This is a genomic window from Spirosoma utsteinense (genome assembly GCF_014282275.1).
GTDB lineage: Bacteria > Bacteroidota > Bacteroidia > Cytophagales > Spirosomataceae > Spirosoma > Spirosoma utsteinense.
Genome location: NZ_VFIA01000013.1, coordinates 72,032 through 89,430, shown reverse-complemented (window position 1 = coordinate 89,430; position 17,399 = coordinate 72,032). Strand labels below are relative to the sequence as shown.

Below are 17,399 nucleotides of genomic sequence, written 5' to 3'. Positions count from 1 at the left end.
ACCGTTTTCCCGGATAAACTTTTGTCGAATGAAGGACTCGCTATGCAGCTACCGGGACGCAGGCCCAACAGGTAAGATTCACAGATACAGAATAGTCCAGGTCGATTTTTTAAACATTACTGGTTGTTGCCGAACAACGGGGTGACTCCAATTGTATTTAAGTAGAAGAAACTTTTTGAGCTTTTTTAAAAATTATGAAAATCAACCCACTATTGTACACACTACCGGTATTGTTTCTGTCATCTTGTTTTAAAGGAGACAACGCTACAACAACCGACTCTGCCAACGATGCAGCAGGAACTGGAAGCCCTTATCTGGCCAGAAAAGTGGTTGGCGTCGACATGCTAACTACGGACACCGATTACGACAAGCCCTGTAATGTATTGGGTGAGGAGTATGTTCGTACTACCTTTAATCTGGGTGCCACGACCGAGATGATGGAACTCGACTATCCGAATGGCTGCACATTCGAATGGGGTGGTAACAAAGTTTCTCTGGCGTTCGGCGGAAAGAAACCCTATCCATCCATCTATCAGGCCGAATATATATTCAATAAAAGCTTTCAGGATGCCACGGGCCACCAACCAGGACAGGAGATTGCTACCGACCGGCACATGGCAATTTCTGGTCCCGCACCGGAAGGAACCGGCTCCGAACATGCAAACACTACGCCTGAAGGCAGCGAATCAGCCGACGTCGATGCCGACGCAACGGCTGATAATGATTCGTCAAACTCCGTATCAGGCGTTACCTCTGCCGCCGTGCAGCTCACGAAGCCTGCTGTCACGACAGGCCGTTTTATGGCTGTTCCCGGTGTGGGAGATAAGGCGGTTTGGGAGCCAGCCAAAGGCATCATGCATGTCCTTTATAATAACCACATTATCAATGTAGCTGTAGGCACGAAAGATGCGCCGGCCCTCCGGAAAAAGCGCGCAGAGTCCTTAGCCGAAGTGCTGATCGACAAAATTGCCGATGGTGAGTCGACGCTCTAGGCGTTGACGACAATAGGGAATCTTGACTTCAGGGTCAAAAAAAACGGCCAGGCTATAAAGTCTGGCCGTTTCGCGTATTCACCTCAATCAATCACATTTTACTGTTTCATTAATTTCACTACCCGAAACTGATCGGTTGTGCTTACCCGCAGCAGATACAAGCCAGCGGGTCCTACCATATCGACACGGCTCCGCTCAACGGATGCTGGCTGGGCAATAGTTGTTTCGTAAACGAGATAGCCACGCTCGTTAAATGTCTGCAAGCGAAGACGCTGTCCTTCCGCCCCGCGAATTTCAACTTCACCCTGGTTGGTCAGTACCGGGTTTCCCAGGACGCGCACGGTCAGTCCTTCCCGGGCTTCACTGCCGAGCCGGCCACTGCCCCGTTCACAAACCGCCCGCCAGTCGTAGGTGAAACTGGCCGTACCGGCGGTACCCATTTGTTCCGCCTGGAGGGTGATAACCGGATTGTCGGTGTAGATGCGCAGGGTGTAGGGACCTGGATTTGTTGTGGGCAGCATCTCCCGAACGACCGAGAAGCTAACCGGCTGACCAGTCAGCCCTGCGTACTGAGGGGTAAATGTAATTTGCCGCTGACCGGCACTCAATGACTCGCATTTTACCATTGTGACGCCTGTAATCGAAAAGCCAGTTGGTGCCGGACCCGGTGTAGGTGTTGTCGTGGGTGCTGGCTGACCGACGGTGAGAAGAAATGATGCACTAGTCCCGCGGTTACCCGGATCGGTTGCGGTCACCACCACCGTTGCTCGACCGGCCGTGGTCGGCTGACCGCTGATAGTGCCCGAGTTAGAATCGAAGCGTAGACCGTCGGGTAATTCATTGATGGTCAGGGTTAGCGCATCGCCATCGGGGTCAACAAACGTGTTGGCTGGAATGGTAAACGAAAACGCCTGTCCTGTTTGCGTTTGCTGATCGGGAATTGAATTTGCCGTTTGTGGTGCCCGATTGCCAGACGGGTTCGGGGCGGGGTTTCCACCGGTACAGGCCGCCAGCCAATTGTATACGAAGCTGGCTTCGTTGGTCGAGTTAACCTGCGTGGCTTTCAGGGTGATAGCCGGATTGTCGGTATAAACACGGAGGGTATAGGGGCCGGGGCTGGTTGTTGGTATCATTTCGCTGACCACCGAGAAGCTAACGGGTTGACCAGTCAGCCCGGTGTACTGAGGGGTGAACGTAATTTGCCGCTGACCAGCACTCAACGACTCGCAGGAAACCATTGTAGCACCCGTTAGGGCGAAGCCAGTTGGGTTAGGTGCGGTCGGTGTGGGAGCCTGTGGTGGCTCAGACTGATTCACAACAATGAGGAAGGACGTGCTGGCCGAGAGGTTATCAGAATCGGTTGCCGTTACCGTCACCGTAAACTGACCCGATGTGGTCGGCTGACCGCTGATCGTGGTCGTATTCCGGTCGAAGCTCAGTCCCTCGGGTAACCCACTGACCGAGTATGTCAAAAACTGGTTTTCGGGGTCGGTAAACGTGTTAGCCGGGATGGATAGCGTGAACGGTTGAAGACGGGTAGCGGATCGCGTACCGATAGCTGCAGTGGCGACCGGCGGGCGGTTTGCCGATGGACCCGTTGCCGAACAGGCATTGGGCAAGTCAAACGTATAACTGACCTGAATACCACTCTGACGGGCATTAAGAATAATGACTTTAGGGTCGCCCCGAACTCCCGACTCTACCGTCTGATCCGGCCGGGGGGTCCAACCCGTGATACCTACAGCCGAAAACTCGATCGGTGTACCATTGCCACCCGTTGTCCGAAAGGTGATGGCACCGGTGCTACAATTGTAGAGCGGGGCAATCAACGACAGCGTGCCGCCGGTAGGCTCACCGACCTGAGGGGTTGCTGAGACTTCAATGCCCTCGTTCCAGGTGTCGCCGATGCGTGTAAAGATCCGGAAGAAGTGGGGGGCGGACTGGGTAAGGTTCCTGACGACAACAGCCTCATCGCGCCCCCGGTAAACAACCTTGCCCCCATCGAACGGGGTGCCTCTGCCGGTAAAGTCTGCATCGGCAGTGTAATCAGTTCCGGTGGGGTGATTCTGGAATCCTGTGCCAACGCGGCTTACCACCATCACTTCGTCGAAAGAAACGGGTGGGTTCTGCCAGTTTACCCGCACTGAGTTGGGCAGTGGTGTTGCTGTTACCTGACGCACGGCGTTACTACCTGATCGGCAATCAGGGTAAATACGAACGGATGTCGAGGCACTTAGCCCGCTTGCGTTGGTCACTTTCAGACTGATCCGATACGAATAGGACTCCGTAGTAGAACAGCCTACGGGTGAAATACGTATCTGAGGGTTGACTTCCCGAAGAATCGGTTCAGCATGTTCATGGGTGTTGTGCTGTAGCCAGAGCTGCCATTCATACGTTAGATTTTCGCCCGTTACATTGGCATTCAGGGTGTAGGTACTGGTCCGATCCATGGCATAGAGACTGCCGTCGGCCGGACTGGTAATCTGAGCCGTAGGGGCAACGCTGTTCAGGGAGATGACAATTTCTTTCGTATCGGTCAGCTGGCCTTCATCGGTTACGATCAGAGTCGCGGTGAAGCGTCGGGCATCGGTACTGGTGAATACATGCTCCGGATTGGCCTCCCGCGACGTTGAGCCATCGCCAAAGTTCCACTGAAATTGTAGGGGACGACCTTCGGGATCGGTTGAGGTGCTGCCCGAAAACTGGACCCTCAGGGGCGACGAACCACTGGTAACACTGGCCACCGGGCGGGCTGTGGGCGGCTGATTACCCCCGTAGCTGATACGCATGATGTCTCCGCTCACGTTTACGTAAAATAACGAGCCGTCGAGCGGGTTCACTTCCAGATCAACGATCCCCTGACCAAAACCACTGGGAGCAAACGCACGAACTTCATGGATCTGATGGTCGCCGTCGTCGTGTAAAACCAGGTTTTTGATCCAGTTCTGACCAAAGTCAGCGAAGAAATACGTATTTCGATAGGCTTCCGGAAACTGACTCCCCGTATAGTAGGCACCCCCCATCGATGCATTTCCTTTAAAGGGGGTACCTGCCGGTGCACCCGCTGTTCCGATCAGGCGGGTAATGGGCGTGGTGCCGTCAAAAGCTGGCACACGGGCCGTAGACGCGTCATGATTCCAGTCCAGAGCAGGGCGGGAGTGGGTAAAACGCCGGTTGGCCGGGTTGCCGTCAACCGCAGCCGAGGCAGGCTGCTGACAAAGACTTTCGAAGGTGGGCCGACCGGGTTCGTCTTCATTACGAACATATCGGCCATAGTAACCCTGGGCGGTTTCGAGCCCTTCATAGAGGGGCCAGCCACAGTTTAGCCCGCCCTGGTTGAGTATGTGAAGGTCTTCGGTCGTATACCAGCCTACGTCGCCTACCAGCAGGGTCCCTGGCCGACCATCGTCGGCATTGGTGCTGCCGGTGTTGGGCTGAATACTCATGCGGTAGGGATTGCGCAGACCCAGTGCCCACACCCGTGACTTCGGTGCCCGGGGATTAGCCCCGTCGAAGTACGGATTGCTCGAAACGCCATCGCCGGTATTGGGATTGATGCGGAGTACCTTGCCGCAAAATGAACCCGGCATCTGGGCACGTAATGCGCCAACGTTTTCGGCGGGCCGCATGATTCCTTCGGCAATGGCTGTCTGGTAGTAGGTCCTGCTGTCGCTACCGATATCAACTGCATCGTAACTGGCGTTATCGCCGGTAGAAACCAGGAGCGTACCGTCGCGACCAAAGACGAGTGTGCCGCCCGCATGCGATTCGTAGGTAAGAGGAATGCCGGTAGTTTTGGTTTCGCCAATGAGCACCTGACGGCTGGTTTCGTCGGCCGTGAGTTTCCCACCCGCCGTAGTGACCCGATACCGGGTTACGCGGCTGATGCTGGCGTTGAAATACTCATCCGAAGCCTTATTGTATTGGGCGGTGCCATAATGCAGCAGATGATGCCGGTCGACGACATAAAACAGATACAGCAGGCCATTGCTGCTGAAGTTAGGGTCTAAACAGGCGCTGAGTAAACCGAAATCGCGCCAGTTGCCTACTTCCTCGCTGATGTCCAGAACGGGGGTATTCTGCCGAACGTAGGTCGTGCCATTCCAGGTCGACACCCAGACCCGACCTCCCTTGTCCCACACAAAAAGCTGTTGACCGTCAGTAGAGAAAACCGTTCCAACGGGTGTCTCGTACCCCGACTGGACCTGGCTGCTGGCAAACCCGGCTGGCAGCGTTTGAGCCGATGAAGGTGCAGCTAACCAAAGAAGTATAACGAAGAACCACAGGGGCTGGTACCTATTGATAAGCCCGAAAAACGGGGTAGAAGTAAACATATGTAATCGGTAGGATGAGATGTCATACTTAGACAATACCCCCCATCACCAGTCACTTCACGCCAATTTTGTCAGCTTGTTTACTTATTTGTAAATGAGTATCTATAAAATCTTCTATAGTAATTCAAAAGAGTTTTTTGTGTGATTAATAGCTACTGAAAATAGATAAATAGATTATATGATAACGTAACACCTATGTATATGTACCCATGGATATTTCGTGAGAGGTAGGCTAATCACCGTTTCGTCTTAGCAATCGAGGAGGTAGGGAGCCTTGTTTCTGGGAGTCAACCGCCTAAAAGCCATACAAGGAAACGCCCCCGGTCGAGTTGACCGGGGGCGTTTCCTTGTATAAAATAAGCCAGGCTATTACATCATGCCGCCCATGCCGCCACCGCCGTGCATACCGCCACCGCCACCGGCTGGAGCTTCTTCCGGCTCATCAGCAATGACACATTCGGTTGTCAGCAACAGACCGGCAATCGAGGCTGCGTTTTCCAGCGCCAGACGCGTAACTTTCTTCGGATCGATGACACCAGCTGCAAACAGGTCTTCGTAGGTGTCGTTTTTGGCATTGTAGCCATAACCGCCCGTACCTTCTTTTACCTTGTTCACAACAACGGAACCTTCACCACCTGCGTTAGCCACAATCGTCCGTAGGGGCGACTCCAGGGCTTGACGAATAATGTTGATACCCGTTTTCTCATCTTCGTTGATGGCGTTGATGCTGTCCAGCGACGAGATAGCCCGGATCAATGCAATACCACCACCGGTTACGATACCTTCTTCTACAGCAGCGCGGGTTGCGTGCAGCGCATCGTCAACGCGGTCTTTCTTTTCTTTCATTTCTACTTCGGTAGCCGCACCAATGTAGAGGATCGCTACACCACCCGACAACTTGGCCAAGCGCTCCTGCAATTTCTCGCGGTCGTAGTCTGACGTTGTGTTCTCGATTTGTGCTTTAATCTGGTTCACACGACCCGTGATGTTTTCCTTCTCGCCGACACCATTGACAATAGTCGTGTTGTCTTTGTCGATCAGGATTTTTTCTGCCTGGCCCAGGTAGTCGACCGATGCGTTCTCCAGTTTGAAGCCGCGCTCTTCCGAAATAACCTGGCCACCCGTCAGGATAGCGATGTCTTCCAGCATAGCTTTCCGGCGATCGCCAAAACCAGGAGCTTTAACAGCCGCTACTTTCAGGGCACCCCGGATTTTGTTTACTACCAGCGTAGCCAGTGCTTCTCCGTCAACGTCTTCTGCAATGATCAACAGCGGACGACCCGTTTGAGCCACCTGCTCCAGCACGGGCAGAAGTTCTTTCATCGACGATACTTTCTTCTCCGAGATCAGGATGAACGGGCGTTCCAGTTCTACTTCCATTTTCTCAGTGTTGGTAACGAAGTAAGGCGACAGGTAACCCCGGTCGAACTGCATACCTTCAACGGTTTTAACTTCCGTTTCGGTACCGCGCGCTTCTTCTACCGTGATAACACCTTCTTTACCTACTTTCTGCATGGCTTCGGCGATCATCGAGCCAATTTCATCGTCGTAGTTAGCCGAGATCGTAGCTACCTGCTTGATTTTGCTGAAGTCGTCGCCTACCGTCTGCGCCTGTTCGGCCAGATTACCCGTTACGGCCAGAACTGCTTTCTCAATACCCCGTTTCAGGTCCATTGGGTTAGCACCAGCTGCCACGTTTTTCGCGCCGATCGAGTAGATGGCCTGGGCCAGTACCGTTGCGGTCGTAGTACCGTCACCGGCTGAATCAGCTGTTTTCGAGGCTACTTCTTTTACTAATTGAGCGCCCATATTTTCCATGGCGTCTTTCAGTTCAATTTCTTTGGCTACCGTCACACCATCCTTGGTGATTACCGGCGAACCGAATTTCTTGTCCAGGATTACGTTCCGGCCTTTTGGTCCTAACGTTACCTTAACGGCGTCGGCGAGGGTGTCAACGCCTTTTTTAATGCGCTCCCGCGCTTCTGTATCAAAAAATATTTTCTTAGCCATGATTGGTTAATGATAAGTTATGAATAATTAATTATGAAAAGTGACGAAGAAGGATGACGGCGGCATTGAAACGCAATTCATCATTCATCACTACTAATTCATAATTAGTTTACAGGATTGCGAAGATGTCTGATTCACGCATGATCAGATACTCCTTGCCTTCAACGGTGATTTCTGTACCAGCATATTTGCCATACAATACCGTATCACCAACCTGAACTGTCATCGGCTCATCTTTTTTGCCACTGCCAACGGCAATAACCGTCCCACGTTGTGGCTTTTCTTTAGCCGTATCGGGGATGATGATGCCAAATGAGGTTTTTTCTTCTGCCGGAGCGGCTTCGACCAGCACTCGGTCGGCAATCGGTTTCACGTTTACTTTAACGCTTTCCGTTTCTGCTACCATGATAATGAGATGATTAAGGTTATTAATTACTTGTGTAATGCATTACACGACAACGAACCGACCGCCAATTTCTGTGCCAACACGCCGGACTGTCAAAATTTCAGACTTTTACCTGACATACTGCCGCTTCGCCACTTGTTTCTACTTCATTCGGCCGTTAGCCCGTTTTTGTGAAACATAATTTGGCAGATTGCCTTACGTTCATTAAGTTGAACGTATGAATCGCTGTCAAAGCGGCTTTTTTTAGGATATGAAAAAATTGCAGCCTGATTGGTTTACACAAAATTGGCTTGATGCCGAGTATCAGAAGTATGTCGTGATGGCATACTTACAGGCCGTACAGGAAAATTTCACGGCCAATAAACTCTACCCCGACTTACCCGAACTGCGCAGTCATTATGCCGACGGTATTCGTTTTTCGAGGGGCAAAGGTACGTTAAATGCCGCCTTCCCCAAGCGAATCAGTGGTGTCGGTGGCCCACCACCCCGAATCGAATACAAATCCGAGGTAACGGACCCGGCCTATATGACGGAGATGGATGCCATCATGGATTTCGCACTGCCCCGTTTCCAGACGATGCTTACCGAGGGGCAGCAACGCTGGACCGATATTGCCGATTCACTGACGCTGGCTCCCGTGGGTCTTATGCCCCTGAATCCCGAAGAGGGCTACCTGTTGCTTTATGCTACCAACCAGTCGGAAGCGCAGGTGTATCAGTTTTCGCTCACGTTCTATTCAGACCAGGAGCCCGGGGGGCGTATGGTGCAGCTTCGCTTTGTGGAGGCCGTTCGTACGAGCCTTGTCAATACGTTCGAGGCTATCAAGCTAGACCTTATTCGCCGGTATCGTCAACTGCCTAATCCGGCTACCTACCGACTCGAAACAACCCGGACATACCCTGTACACGAAACGTTGCTGCCCATAGCCCGGCAGTTACTGGCGCAGGCCGTTGCCTGAACCGACATTACCCTGTTTTATGTAAAAAGGCCCTGACAAACTGCCAGGGCCTTTTTATGTCATGAAAAGAAGATAACTACTTCTGGGGCGTCAGTGCCGAGGTTGAAGCCCCTGGCGTAGCTGCGCCGGGAGCCGCCTGACTGGGAGCCGCTCCATTCGTGGTCGTAGGTGCCGGGGCAGGAGCAGCCGCGCCGGGTAAGGTCTGGGTTTGAGCCCGATCTACGTTGGCACTGTTGATGCCCGTAGCCTGGCTGCGATCGATCAGGACGTAGGATACCAGAGAAAGCACCATGATGCCGACGCCCAGCCCCCAGGTAATCTGCTCCAGTAGGTCGGTCGTTTTCTTGACGCCCATTAGCTGATTGGAACCCAGTCCGCCGAATTCTCCGGTTAACCCACCCCCTTTAGAATTTTGAATGAGCACGATCAGAATCAACAGGACGGTGAGAATGCAAATGAGGACAATAATTGTCGTTACCATGAAAAAGGTTTGTAAATGTTCGGTTAATGCGTTTTCAGTAAAGAGAGAAAGTTAAATCACTCGGTAGAGGTATTTTGACTTCCTGACAATTCACTGATTTTTGCCGCAAAGTACGCTTTTTTCTCGGGATTTTTTGCCATTAATTTCTCGTAAATATCGCGGGCCTTATCAATCTTGCCCTGCTTCTCCAATATTTTGGCGAAGCTTTCGGTAATGAAACCGCCCCCGCCCGGCTTGTTTCGTTTGGTGAGGTCTTCCTGCTGATGGGGCTCACCCACCTTGGACCGAACGGGCGGAATTCGTGGCTCTTTCTTGATAAAACTATCGATAAGGTCCAGCTGGCGCTGCCGTTCGAGGTCGGCTGGCGACAAAGCAGGGGGAGCCGCTTCGGCGATCTGCGTGAGGTCATGTTGCAGATTCGTCTCAGAGAGGGTAGGGTCTTCGGGCGTTGGTACCATAGCCTCCGACGCTGGTTCTACAGGCAGCTGGGGTACCGGCTGGCCCGGTAAACGCAGGAGCGACAGACTCGGAAACGTGTTTCCCAGACCGGTTTTCGACTTAAACAGCGCATAGCTTTCCTGCTGATAATCGTCAGGAATTGGCACATGCTTCGCCGACAGTTCGTTGAGTTTCATCAAAAGGTTCTCCGACCACTGAAACTCGTTGTCGATCAACTTTCGCAGGGCATTGCGGCTTAAGGCATGCGCTGCGGCCTGTCGTACAAAGGGTACTGTTTGGCCTTTCAGATGTACGGAAGCCGCTTTGGCAGTCAGGGTATGCAACGACTGGCAGTAGGGGTACGCTTGCAGACTTTCCTGTAACTGCACGAAGTCAGTAGCGCTCAGGTCGTCGGGGTGGGTGACCCAATACGAGAAAGTTTCTTTATCAAGAGCCTGCATGGATATAATAATGGGTTAGTAGCATTAATTGATAAAACTGCCGGTGAAGATGCGAAAAACCAGGCACTACCCAACGAAAAATTTTACCAGTCGGCGGCTGTTTTGTTGAATATATCCAGGACGATCTGATCCAGGATTTTTGGTACCAGTCGGCTTTCGTTCTGGCTCAGGGTTTGCGTTTGCGGAAAATCCTGGTAAAAAGAGAAAGACTGCTCGAAATTCTTTGTCTCGTCTTTATTATTATAAAAACGGGCCAGCACCGTGATCTGCAGTCGGTTTACACCCGCCTGATCTGAAGCTGTAGGCGCAACGGCCAGCAAGTCATAGCCTGTAATGTTTCCTTCAAGTAGCATGTCGCCGTTCGCGGGAACAACCTTCAGGTTCGTGTAGCGCTGGTAATATTCCTTTAGCCTTTCGTTGAAGGTCAGCGGCAAGTTAGCCGGTCCACCAGCGGTGGCCAGTGTAAAGTTATTGACGGTAACCGTTTTAATGTCAGGCGACAAGGTTGTACCCGTGAAAGAATACACGCCACAGGAGGTAATGAAGAATGATGAATTAAGCATGATGAGTAAGGTTAGGAAGCGCTTTGCTCTCTTATTCATCATGCTTAATTTATCATTCTCCATTAAAGAATTACTCTTCGTCAATTTCATACTGTTTGATTTTTCGGTATAACGTCCGCTCGGAGATACCGAGTGCTTGAGCCGCATATTTCCGCTTGTTATTATTGCGCCGGAGTGCTTTTAAAATCATCTCTTTCTCCTGGCGTTCGAGCGACAGGGAATCGTCGTCTTCGGTTTCGTGGGTTACATCCTCTACCGTCACATCATTTACGTCGCCGTCCACGTCGTCGTAGATCTGCACGGGCGGGTGGTTACCATAGGTTTCCGAAGGGGGAGGGGGCGTGCCATTCGTACGGGGTTCGGAATGGGGAGTCCCGCCAGGAGGGGGCAAAAACCGTGTCAGGCCACCCTCGCCCGCCGGGCGGTCGCCATCCGGCGGGATGGAATCGAAAAGGTCCTTGTGGTTATTAAGAATCTGCCGACCATCCTGTTCATTACCCAGTACGTCGCGAACGAGTTTTTTAAGGTCATTCATATCCCGGCGCATATCGAACAGCACTTTGTAGAGCAGTTCCCGCTCGGAGAAGTGTTCGGCACCAGGACCATTTGCCTGCGGAAACAACGCCAGCGACCGGTTTGGCTGCTGCGTCTGGGGCAGGTATTTGGCCAGCGTTTCGGCTTCCAGGGGCTTGTTCTGCTCTGATTCCAGGATAGAAATCTGCTCGGCGATGTTTTTCAATTGGCGGATATTGCCCGGAAACGGAAAACTAATCAGCAATTGTTTGGCCTCCTCCGTTAACTGGAGAGGTTTGATCCGATACCGTTCTGCAAAATCAGTCGTGAACTTGCGGAACAGCAGTTCGATGTCAGTACCGCGTTCGCGCAGGGGCGGAACGAAGATGGGTACGGTGTTGAGCCGGTAGTATAAGTCCTCGCGGAATTTCCCTTTTTCAACGGCGTCCATCAGATTGACGTTGGTAGCTGCCACAACGCGCACGTCGGTTTTTTGTGTCTTCGAGGAGCCAACCCGGATAAACTCGCCGTTCTCCAGTACCCGCAATAAGCGCGCTTGCGTGCCAAGGGGCATTTCCCCGATCTCATCCAGAAAAATCGTACCGCCATTCGTCGTCTCAAAATACCCCTTTCTGGAATCGACAGCGCCGGTAAAGGAGCCTTTCTCGTGGCCGAACAGTTCGGAGTCGATGGTCCCTTCGGGAATAGCTCCGCAGTTGATAGCAATAAACTGCCCATGTTTGCGGGCGCTCAGACTATGGATTATTTTGGAAAACGATTCTTTACCACTACCACTTTCACCCGTAATAAGTACGGTGAGGTCGGTAGCGGCCACCTGCATACCTACGTTGATGGCGTAGTTGAGCGCTGGTGCATTTCCAATTATGCCGAAGCGTTGTTTAACGCTGAGTATTTCCTGGTTATTCATAAAAGCTGTGCTGTCAACAGGAGTGAGGAGCTGGCTTCGAATACCAACGCTCTTGCCTGATTGGCGTCTGCGTTTTTCATGACGGTCGCTTTACCGAAACCGACATCACATGGGGTGACCTGGCGCCTGCTCAGGATTACTTGTTCGCTGGTGCCGGTTCGTTAACCACGGTGCCCCGTAACGTGGCAGAGGAACTGTCGGTCACCAATACATTGACATACTGGCCTTTCTGTAACGCTCCTTTTGGGAAAACGACCACTTTGTTCTGATCGTTTCGGCCGCTGAGAAAATCGGGAGACCGCTTGGAGGGCCCTTCGATCAGTACCCGTTGTACCTGTCCTATATGACGCTGGTTGCGTTCAGCCGAGTAGGTCAACTGCCGGTCGATGATTTCGCTCAGTCGCCGTTTCTTAACTTCCTCCGGAATATCGTCGGGGTATTTTTTGGCCGCCAGCGTACCCGGGCGCTCCGAGTAGGCGAACATATAGGCATAATCGTACCGCACGAAATCCATCAGCGAAAGCGAATCCTGGTGTTCTTCTTCCGTTTCTGAACAAAAGCCCGTGATCATATCCGTAGAGACACCGCAGTCGTCGCCCAGAATCCGGCGGATGCTATTGATCCGCTCGATGTACCATGGGCGGTCATAGGTCCGGTTCATCAGTTTAAGAATCCGGCTGTTACCGCTCTGGGCAGGTAAGTGGATATACTTGCAGATGTTGTCGTAGCGCACCATGGTATGGAGCACTTCGTCGGTAATGTCTTTGGGGTGTGACGTAGAGAAGCGAACCCGTAACTCAGGACTGATTCGGGCAACCCGTTCGAGCAGATCGGCAAAGGTAACGATGGGGGAAGAAAGGGAGGAGGGAGGAAAGGAGGAAAGGGAGGAAAGGGAGGAAGGAGTCTCAGCCAGTGAGATTTCGCCCTTTACTTCATTATCCCTTTCGTCCCTCTCTTCCCCCTCCTCCTTTCCTCCTTCCTCCGCTTTCCCTTTCTTCCCTGCTTCCCACTTATACGAATCCACATTTTGACCCAGCAAGATAACTTCGCGGTAGCCCTGGTCGAAAAGATCCTGGGCTTCCCGAACGATACTGTGCGGGTCGCGGCTGCGCTCGCGGCCACGCGTGAACGGTACGACGCAGAAACTGCACATATTGTCGCAGCCCCGCATGATCGAAACGAACGCCGACACGCCGTTGGAATTCAGCCGAATGGGTGAAATATCGGCATAGGTTTCTTCGCGCGACAGGAACACGTTTACGGCTTTCTGCCCCGATTCAGCTTCTTCAACCAGTTTGGGGATGTCGCGGTAGGCATCGGGCCCCGCCACAATGTCGATCACTTTTTCTTCTTCCAGCAGCTGGGTTTTCAGCCGTTCGGCCATACACCCGAGTATACCGACCAGCAGGCCGGGCTTCTGACGTTTAAACCCGATAAGGTGTTTAAGCCGGTGCCGGACTTTCTGTTCGGCATTATCACGAATGGCGCAGGTGTTCAGAAAAATAAGATCGGCCTCTTCGGCAGAAGACGTAGTGGCAAAGCCCGCGTTGCGCATCACAGCGGCCACAACCTCGCTGTCGGCGAAGTTCATCTGGCAGCCATAACTTTCGATATAGAGACGTTTCTTACCCACCGCTATTTCGTCTTCCGACGTACGCGGCAATTCAATCTGTTCCTTATCGGCGGGTTGAAGTATCGTTAATTCGGTAAAGCGTTCCATAAAAAGTGACGTTGGCTATTGACTTCAGGCTGATAACAGAAAGATAGCGTCTTTACCATTATTCACTTTACCAGTCTATAGCTTGACTAGGGCACAAATTTACGAAGAAAGGGCGATAAATGCTGTCATTTTGGCAGGAAGGCGGGCGTTAAATTCTCTTAAACCACCTGATCAACCTACGCGTATTTGTCAGAACGGGTACCCAATTCCGAAGTTAATAATCAACGGATTTGGACCGCGTGAGAGCCGGCGGAAGGAGAAATCAGGCAGAATAAATCGCTTGTCAACATATTGGCCTTCTGCTTCGCTAAAGTATTGCCGGGCGGGGTCCCACACTTTTATGCCCCCATCGAGCCGAATCAGGAAAAAAGAAAAATCGAGTCGTAGCCCAACGCCTGTACCTACGGCTATTTGAGGAATGAATGTGCCGAACTGAAACGTACTTTTTGTATTAGCCTGGCTATAGGGAAGCCGCCAGACGTTACCCGCATCGATGAAAACGGCTCCGTTTATATCAGCTAGCAGGTGAAAGAGCCGACCCCTCAACTCCGCCGACCCTTCGAGGAGGAAATCACCAGGTTTTTCAAAAGTGTAAAGGAACTGTTCAGATCGGGCTGGGTTGAGATTAAAAGCGGGCCCATTCGGATTAGTCGGGGAAGGCTGTGGGTAGTCGGAGCCCGGTCCCAACCGCCGAGGCAACCAGGCCCGGATGCTATTGCTACCGCCTGCGAAAAAAAGTTTTTCGTAGGGTGCTGTTCTATTACCACCATAGCTATACACTATTCCTGTATTCATTCGAAAAGCAACCGTAGTATGCGTTCGAAGTGGAACGTAGTGACGGTAGTCCAGGCTTAACCGTAGGTACTTATAATATTGTAAGCCTGTATTGTTGATAGTGGGCTTGAATATGTTTTGTAACTGTTTCTCTGAGAATAAGTTAAGCGTCGTTCCGCCCGACTCAATTACTGTCCGAAAAAAATTAGCCCGGCGATTTTGTCCAATAGTGTTTGTGTTGTATGTGTAAGCAAAACTGACTCCAGAAGCGAACGATCGCCTGAAACTCAACCCAATTGTATTGCCTAATGTGGTTAAAGAGTCTAATTGAGCCAAAAACAAGTTTCCCAGCTCGGTATCGAAGTTAGCGTTAATCAGATTTACGTCGGCAATCAAGAAACTGAACTGTTTGGCAGGGGTTGTTTGCCAATTATAGGCCATTGTGGCGCGTAAGAGCGATCTACGGAAGTCAGGTCGAAACGTGTTATTAAAACTTAGGCTGACTTGGGTACGGGGATTATATCGATTGAAATTAAATCGCAAACGCCCTGGGAATAGTAATTGAGGAAACGTGATTGAACTGATAATGCCTAATTCCTGGGAGGTATAAACAAATTTGTTACTGTTAGCACTATTCACAAACCCAGTTTGCGCTTCCAGTCCATATCGTAGGGTTGTCTCAAACGTTTCCAGCCCGCCAAACAGATTTCGTACCCGAAAAATAAGACTGCCGAAACCGCCGGGGTACCCCTGACCCTGATAGAGTAACGTAACCCCTCCCTCAGCGGTGGCTTCGTATTTGTCCAACGGGGTAGCTGTTACGAGTGTCCGAAGCTGTCTGTTGGTTGTGTCGGTGAAGTTCAGGTTTACGAATTTGAACTGGTTGAGCAGGAATAGCTGCCGTTGCGTATCCCGGTATTTGGTCTGGCTGTACAATTGCCCGGGTCGAAGAAATATCTTGCCATCCAGCAGCCGCGACGATATGTTACGCCCACTCAGCAGGAAAGTTACCCCGTTACGGCGCACCGAATCCAGCGCGCTTACGGCGGCAGGTGATTGTGTTTCGTCGGCCGTAATCCTGACTTCTACGTCGCCAATGCGATACAGAGGGTGGGCTGCCTGGCCGGGTGGGTTCTTAATGGTAAGGTACAGGTCGACCGGGCGACGGAGCGAGTCGACAGTTAGCAGGCGCTCGCTGCTTCGACGGCTCGTGTCAACTTCGGGATTGGGCATGTACTGCCGCGAGAAAGCGTAGTAGCCCTGGTCGCGCAGGGCCGTTTCGATACGTACTTTTTCCTCGCCTATTTTCTGCGAGTCGTACCGTTCTCCGGCAATCAGGGTCGACTGATTCAGCGATTTCCGGATCAGCGAATCGATGCGGGCGTCGTCGATTTCGTAGGTCAGGTTCCGGAGGTAGAAGCCGGCGTTTTCGGTGATGAGGTACCTGACCCGGATCTGTTGGTTACGCAGCGTATCGAGTGAATAGGCAGTTCGGGCGTTGAAAAAACCTTTATCCATCAGGAAGCGCTGCATCTTGGCGGTGTTGGTGCGGGCATCCTGCTCCGTAAAATAGGAGGGGGGCTCTCCCAGATTGCGCATGACCCAGTTTCCCTCTTCAATCTCCTGTCGCAGTCGTTTAGCTTCCCGGGCAAAGCGCCGGTTCACTTTTTTAAGAGCACTGGGCTGATTGGTGAGTTGCTGGCTTTGCTGCTCGAATTCGTTAGTTTTGATCGCCAGTTCACGAACGGCCGCATCCCGATCGAACCGGCGGGCTCCCAACCGGTAGAACCAGAGCCTCGGTGTGACAGGTAGTCCCAATATCCGGCTATTTGGTTTCTGGGGTATCAGACTTTCGAGTTCTTCCGACGAAATCGTCCGGTTTCCCCGAATGACCTGTGCCGTCAGAATGGGATCGGTTGGCTGTAGCTTCTGTGAGGTCAGGCAACCCGACAGGGAGAGGAGGAGCGCAACAGGAACACACTTGGTCGATATATGATGTACAACGTTTGATACAGGGCCACTCGGCCAGTCACGCAGCCTACATCTTAGATCATATATACTTTTCATGCTTTCAAAGAATCAGATCAAATACATTCAGTCGCTGCATCAGAAGAAATTCCGGCAGCAGCATGGTTCGTTCCTTGTTGAAGGAGCCAAGAGCGTTGAGGAGGTGCTTCTGTCCGATTTCGAGACTGAACTGGTCGTTGCGACCGATGCGTTCTACAAAGAAAACAGTCGTCTGACTGACAACCAACGAACACGGGTCGAAATTGCGTCGGTGGCCGACCTTGAGCGTATCGGTACGCTCAACAGCAATAATGCCGCCATCGCTGTGGTCAGAACGAAGGAAAACCGCCCTTTAGTCGCCGAACCGGGCGAAATAGCGCTGATTCTGGATGATATCCGCGACCCCGGTAACCTCGGCACCATTCTCCGCATTGCCGATTGGTACGGTATTCGAACGGTTTTGTGTTCGGAAACGACAGCCGATGTTTACAACCCCAAAGTTATCTCGGCCAGTAAAGGCTCCTTCACCCGTGTCCGGTGGTGGTACGGTGATATCGTTCAGTTTCTGGGTGAGTCGGTTAGCCCGGCTCCGGTGTATGGTGCGTTCCTGAACGGAACGGATGTGCATACGCTGCCCTTCGAACCTTCGGGTTATCTGGTCATGGGTAACGAATCGAACGGTATCAGTACTGCTGTGGAGCAGCACGTAACGCAACGGGTGACGATCCCGCGCTACGGCGATGCCGAATCACTGAACGTGGGTATTGCTACGGCGGTCCTGCTGGATAACTGGCGGAGGAGCCGGGGGTAAGGA

General features: G+C 52.1%; 12 protein-coding genes. 3 read left to right on the top strand and 9 right to left on the bottom strand.

Features of this window, described 5'->3' with window-relative positions; translation table 11 throughout:
* Nucleotides 1–194: 194 nt before the first annotated feature.
* Nucleotides 195–992 carry a hypothetical protein gene (locus tag FH603_RS12420; protein ID WP_186737844.1) on the top strand — a complete coding sequence of 266 codons (798 nt, stop codon included), beginning with the start codon at nucleotides 195–197 and terminating at the stop codon, nucleotides 990–992.
* Between the two features lie 98 nt (nucleotides 993–1,090).
* Here the strand turns inward: FH603_RS12420 and FH603_RS12415 are convergent, their stop codons facing one another.
* From FH603_RS12415 to FH603_RS12405, 3 genes are all read right to left on the bottom strand, one after another.
* On the bottom strand, nucleotides 1,091–5,326 hold the full coding sequence (locus tag FH603_RS12415; RefSeq protein WP_186737843.1) for a putative Ig domain-containing protein: 4,236 nt from the start codon (nucleotides 5,324–5,326) through the stop codon (nucleotides 1,091–1,093).
* Between the two features lie 369 nt (nucleotides 5,327–5,695).
* Nucleotides 5,696–7,336, bottom strand: coding sequence for a chaperonin GroEL (groL, locus tag FH603_RS12410; RefSeq protein ID WP_186737842.1), 1,641 nt, complete (start codon nucleotides 7,334–7,336; stop codon nucleotides 5,696–5,698).
* A 109-nt stretch (nucleotides 7,337–7,445) separates the two neighbouring features.
* Nucleotides 7,446–7,742 carry a co-chaperone GroES gene (locus tag FH603_RS12405; protein WP_080240116.1) on the bottom strand — a complete coding sequence of 99 codons (297 nt, stop codon included), beginning with the start codon at nucleotides 7,740–7,742 and terminating at the stop codon, nucleotides 7,446–7,448.
* A gap of 250 nt (nucleotides 7,743–7,992) precedes the next feature.
* Between FH603_RS12405 and FH603_RS12400 the strand changes: the two genes are divergently transcribed.
* On the top strand, nucleotides 7,993–8,700 hold the full coding sequence (locus FH603_RS12400; protein ID WP_186737841.1) for a hypothetical protein: 708 nt from the start codon (nucleotides 7,993–7,995) through the stop codon (nucleotides 8,698–8,700).
* A 76-nt stretch (nucleotides 8,701–8,776) separates the two neighbouring features.
* On the opposite strand, the gene secG is transcribed toward FH603_RS12400, so the two are convergent.
* The 6 genes from secG to tamL form a co-directional block, all read right to left on the bottom strand.
* Nucleotides 8,777–9,181: a preprotein translocase subunit SecG gene (secG, locus tag FH603_RS12395; RefSeq protein ID WP_186737840.1), complete on the bottom strand. Its 405-nt coding sequence runs from the start codon at nucleotides 9,179–9,181 to the stop codon at nucleotides 8,777–8,779.
* Between the two features lie 56 nt (nucleotides 9,182–9,237).
* Complete coding sequence (locus tag FH603_RS12390; RefSeq protein ID WP_186737839.1) at nucleotides 9,238–10,080, bottom strand: hypothetical protein; 843 nt, start codon at nucleotides 10,078–10,080, stop codon at nucleotides 9,238–9,240.
* A gap of 83 nt (nucleotides 10,081–10,163) precedes the next feature.
* Nucleotides 10,164–10,643: an LPS assembly lipoprotein LptE gene (gene lptE, locus FH603_RS12385; protein WP_186737838.1), complete on the bottom strand. Its 480-nt coding sequence runs from the start codon at nucleotides 10,641–10,643 to the stop codon at nucleotides 10,164–10,166.
* A gap of 70 nt (nucleotides 10,644–10,713) precedes the next feature.
* A complete protein-coding gene (locus FH603_RS12380) occupies nucleotides 10,714–12,084 on the bottom strand; it encodes a sigma-54 interaction domain-containing protein (protein ID WP_186737837.1) in 1,371 nt (456 codons plus the stop codon).
* A gap of 136 nt (nucleotides 12,085–12,220) precedes the next feature.
* Nucleotides 12,221–13,804, bottom strand: a complete 1,584-nt coding sequence (locus tag FH603_RS12375) for a MiaB/RimO family radical SAM methylthiotransferase (RefSeq protein WP_186737836.1) — start codon at nucleotides 13,802–13,804, stop codon at nucleotides 12,221–12,223.
* Nucleotides 13,805–13,993: 189 nt separating this feature from the next.
* A complete protein-coding gene (gene tamL / locus FH603_RS12370) occupies nucleotides 13,994–16,645 on the bottom strand; it encodes a translocation and assembly module lipoprotein TamL (RefSeq protein ID WP_186737835.1) in 2,652 nt (883 codons plus the stop codon).
* On the opposite strand from tamL, the gene FH603_RS12365 reads away from it, so the two are divergent.
* Nucleotides 16,644–17,396, top strand: a complete 753-nt coding sequence (locus FH603_RS12365) for a TrmH family RNA methyltransferase (protein ID WP_186737834.1) — start codon at nucleotides 16,644–16,646, stop codon at nucleotides 17,394–17,396. The two genes, tamL and FH603_RS12365, sit on opposite strands and share 2 nt — an antisense overlap.
* The last annotated feature ends 3 nt before the right edge of the window (nucleotides 17,397–17,399 follow it).

Bases quoted from the DNA above. Each gene is read 5' to 3' on its own strand.
- tamL (WP_186737835.1), bottom strand. From the start codon at position 16,645: ATGAAAAGTATATATGATCTAAGATGTAGGCTGCGTGACTGGCCGAGT.
- FH603_RS12400 (WP_186737841.1), top strand. From the start codon at position 7,993: ATGAAAAAATTGCAGCCTGATTGGTTTACACAAAATTGGCTTGATGCC.
- lptE (WP_186737838.1), bottom strand. From the start codon at position 10,643: ATGCTTAATTCATCATTCTTCATTACCTCCTGTGGCGTGTATTCTTTC.
- groL (WP_186737842.1), bottom strand. From the start codon at position 7,336: ATGGCTAAGAAAATATTTTTTGATACAGAAGCGCGGGAGCGCATTAAA.
- FH603_RS12405 (WP_080240116.1), bottom strand. From the start codon at position 7,742: ATGGTAGCAGAAACGGAAAGCGTTAAAGTAAACGTGAAACCGATTGCC.
- FH603_RS12420 (WP_186737844.1), top strand. From the start codon at position 195: ATGAAAATCAACCCACTATTGTACACACTACCGGTATTGTTTCTGTCA.
- FH603_RS12390 (WP_186737839.1), bottom strand. From the start codon at position 10,080: ATGCAGGCTCTTGATAAAGAAACTTTCTCGTATTGGGTCACCCACCCC.
- FH603_RS12380 (WP_186737837.1), bottom strand. From the start codon at position 12,084: ATGAATAACCAGGAAATACTCAGCGTTAAACAACGCTTCGGCATAATT.
- FH603_RS12365 (WP_186737834.1), top strand. From the start codon at position 16,644: ATGCTTTCAAAGAATCAGATCAAATACATTCAGTCGCTGCATCAGAAG.
- FH603_RS12375 (WP_186737836.1), bottom strand. From the start codon at position 13,804: ATGGAACGCTTTACCGAATTAACGATACTTCAACCCGCCGATAAGGAA.
- secG (WP_186737840.1), bottom strand. From the start codon at position 9,181: ATGGTAACGACAATTATTGTCCTCATTTGCATTCTCACCGTCCTGTTG.
- FH603_RS12415 (WP_186737843.1), bottom strand. From the start codon at position 5,326: ATGTTTACTTCTACCCCGTTTTTCGGGCTTATCAATAGGTACCAGCCC.